Raw genomic sequence first — 643 nt, forward strand, 5'->3', positions numbered from 1 at the left:
GATCGTCATCGGAGCGGTCAACGCCGCACTTTGTGGTGTTATCGAGACGATGCCGCCTGTCCGCCGTGCCGCGAGACCTGCCTTTGCAGCAGTCACATCAGGCACGACGGCAGTGTCCGTTCGCAGGCTTTGCAGCCGGCCACGGGAATCCTCGCTGCCCTCCATGCGTGCAGTCGCATCACGCCGATCCATGCTGACCAATGGATGATTGGTGTGCGGCGAACAGCCGTTCGAAAACGGCATTGGAACAGCACCGCCGGCCGAACATTCGTAGGTACGCGCCTCACTGCGATCACCCAACTGGTAGTTCTGGCCGGAGGCATGCGGCACCCGGCCGAGGAAATCGGCGGCGGCCGCGACCGTCCCTCGTGCAAGCGCGCCGCGCATGACAAAGGCCACCGGCAGGCCGCGTGGATTGGTGGCAAGCTGGCTCAGCGTATTGACGCAGATACCGAGCCCTCGGCCGGAAACGCCCATCAGGCCGATCATCCCTGCGGAGGTGAAAACGAGACTCCGGTGGCCCGCCGCCTCGATCTTCAGCAGCGCCTGGGCGCCATCGTGCCAGCGTGGCAGGTCCATCGTCTGGGCGACCAGTGTCGGCCGACCGTCAGCAGGTGCCACCGCCAGGCTGCTGCAGTGGGCG

Annotated in this window: 1 protein-coding gene; it reads right to left on the bottom strand. The window is 65.8% G+C overall.

The features are described from left to right. On the bottom strand, nt 1–643 hold a 643-nt coding region (locus G3A47_RS22890), incomplete at both ends, for a C45 family autoproteolytic acyltransferase/hydolase (protein ID WP_208328415.1).

Origin of the sequence: Flavobacterium poyangense (assembly GCF_011751075.1) — a bacterium.
GTDB lineage: Bacteria > Bacteroidota > Bacteroidia > Flavobacteriales > Flavobacteriaceae > Flavobacterium > Flavobacterium poyangense.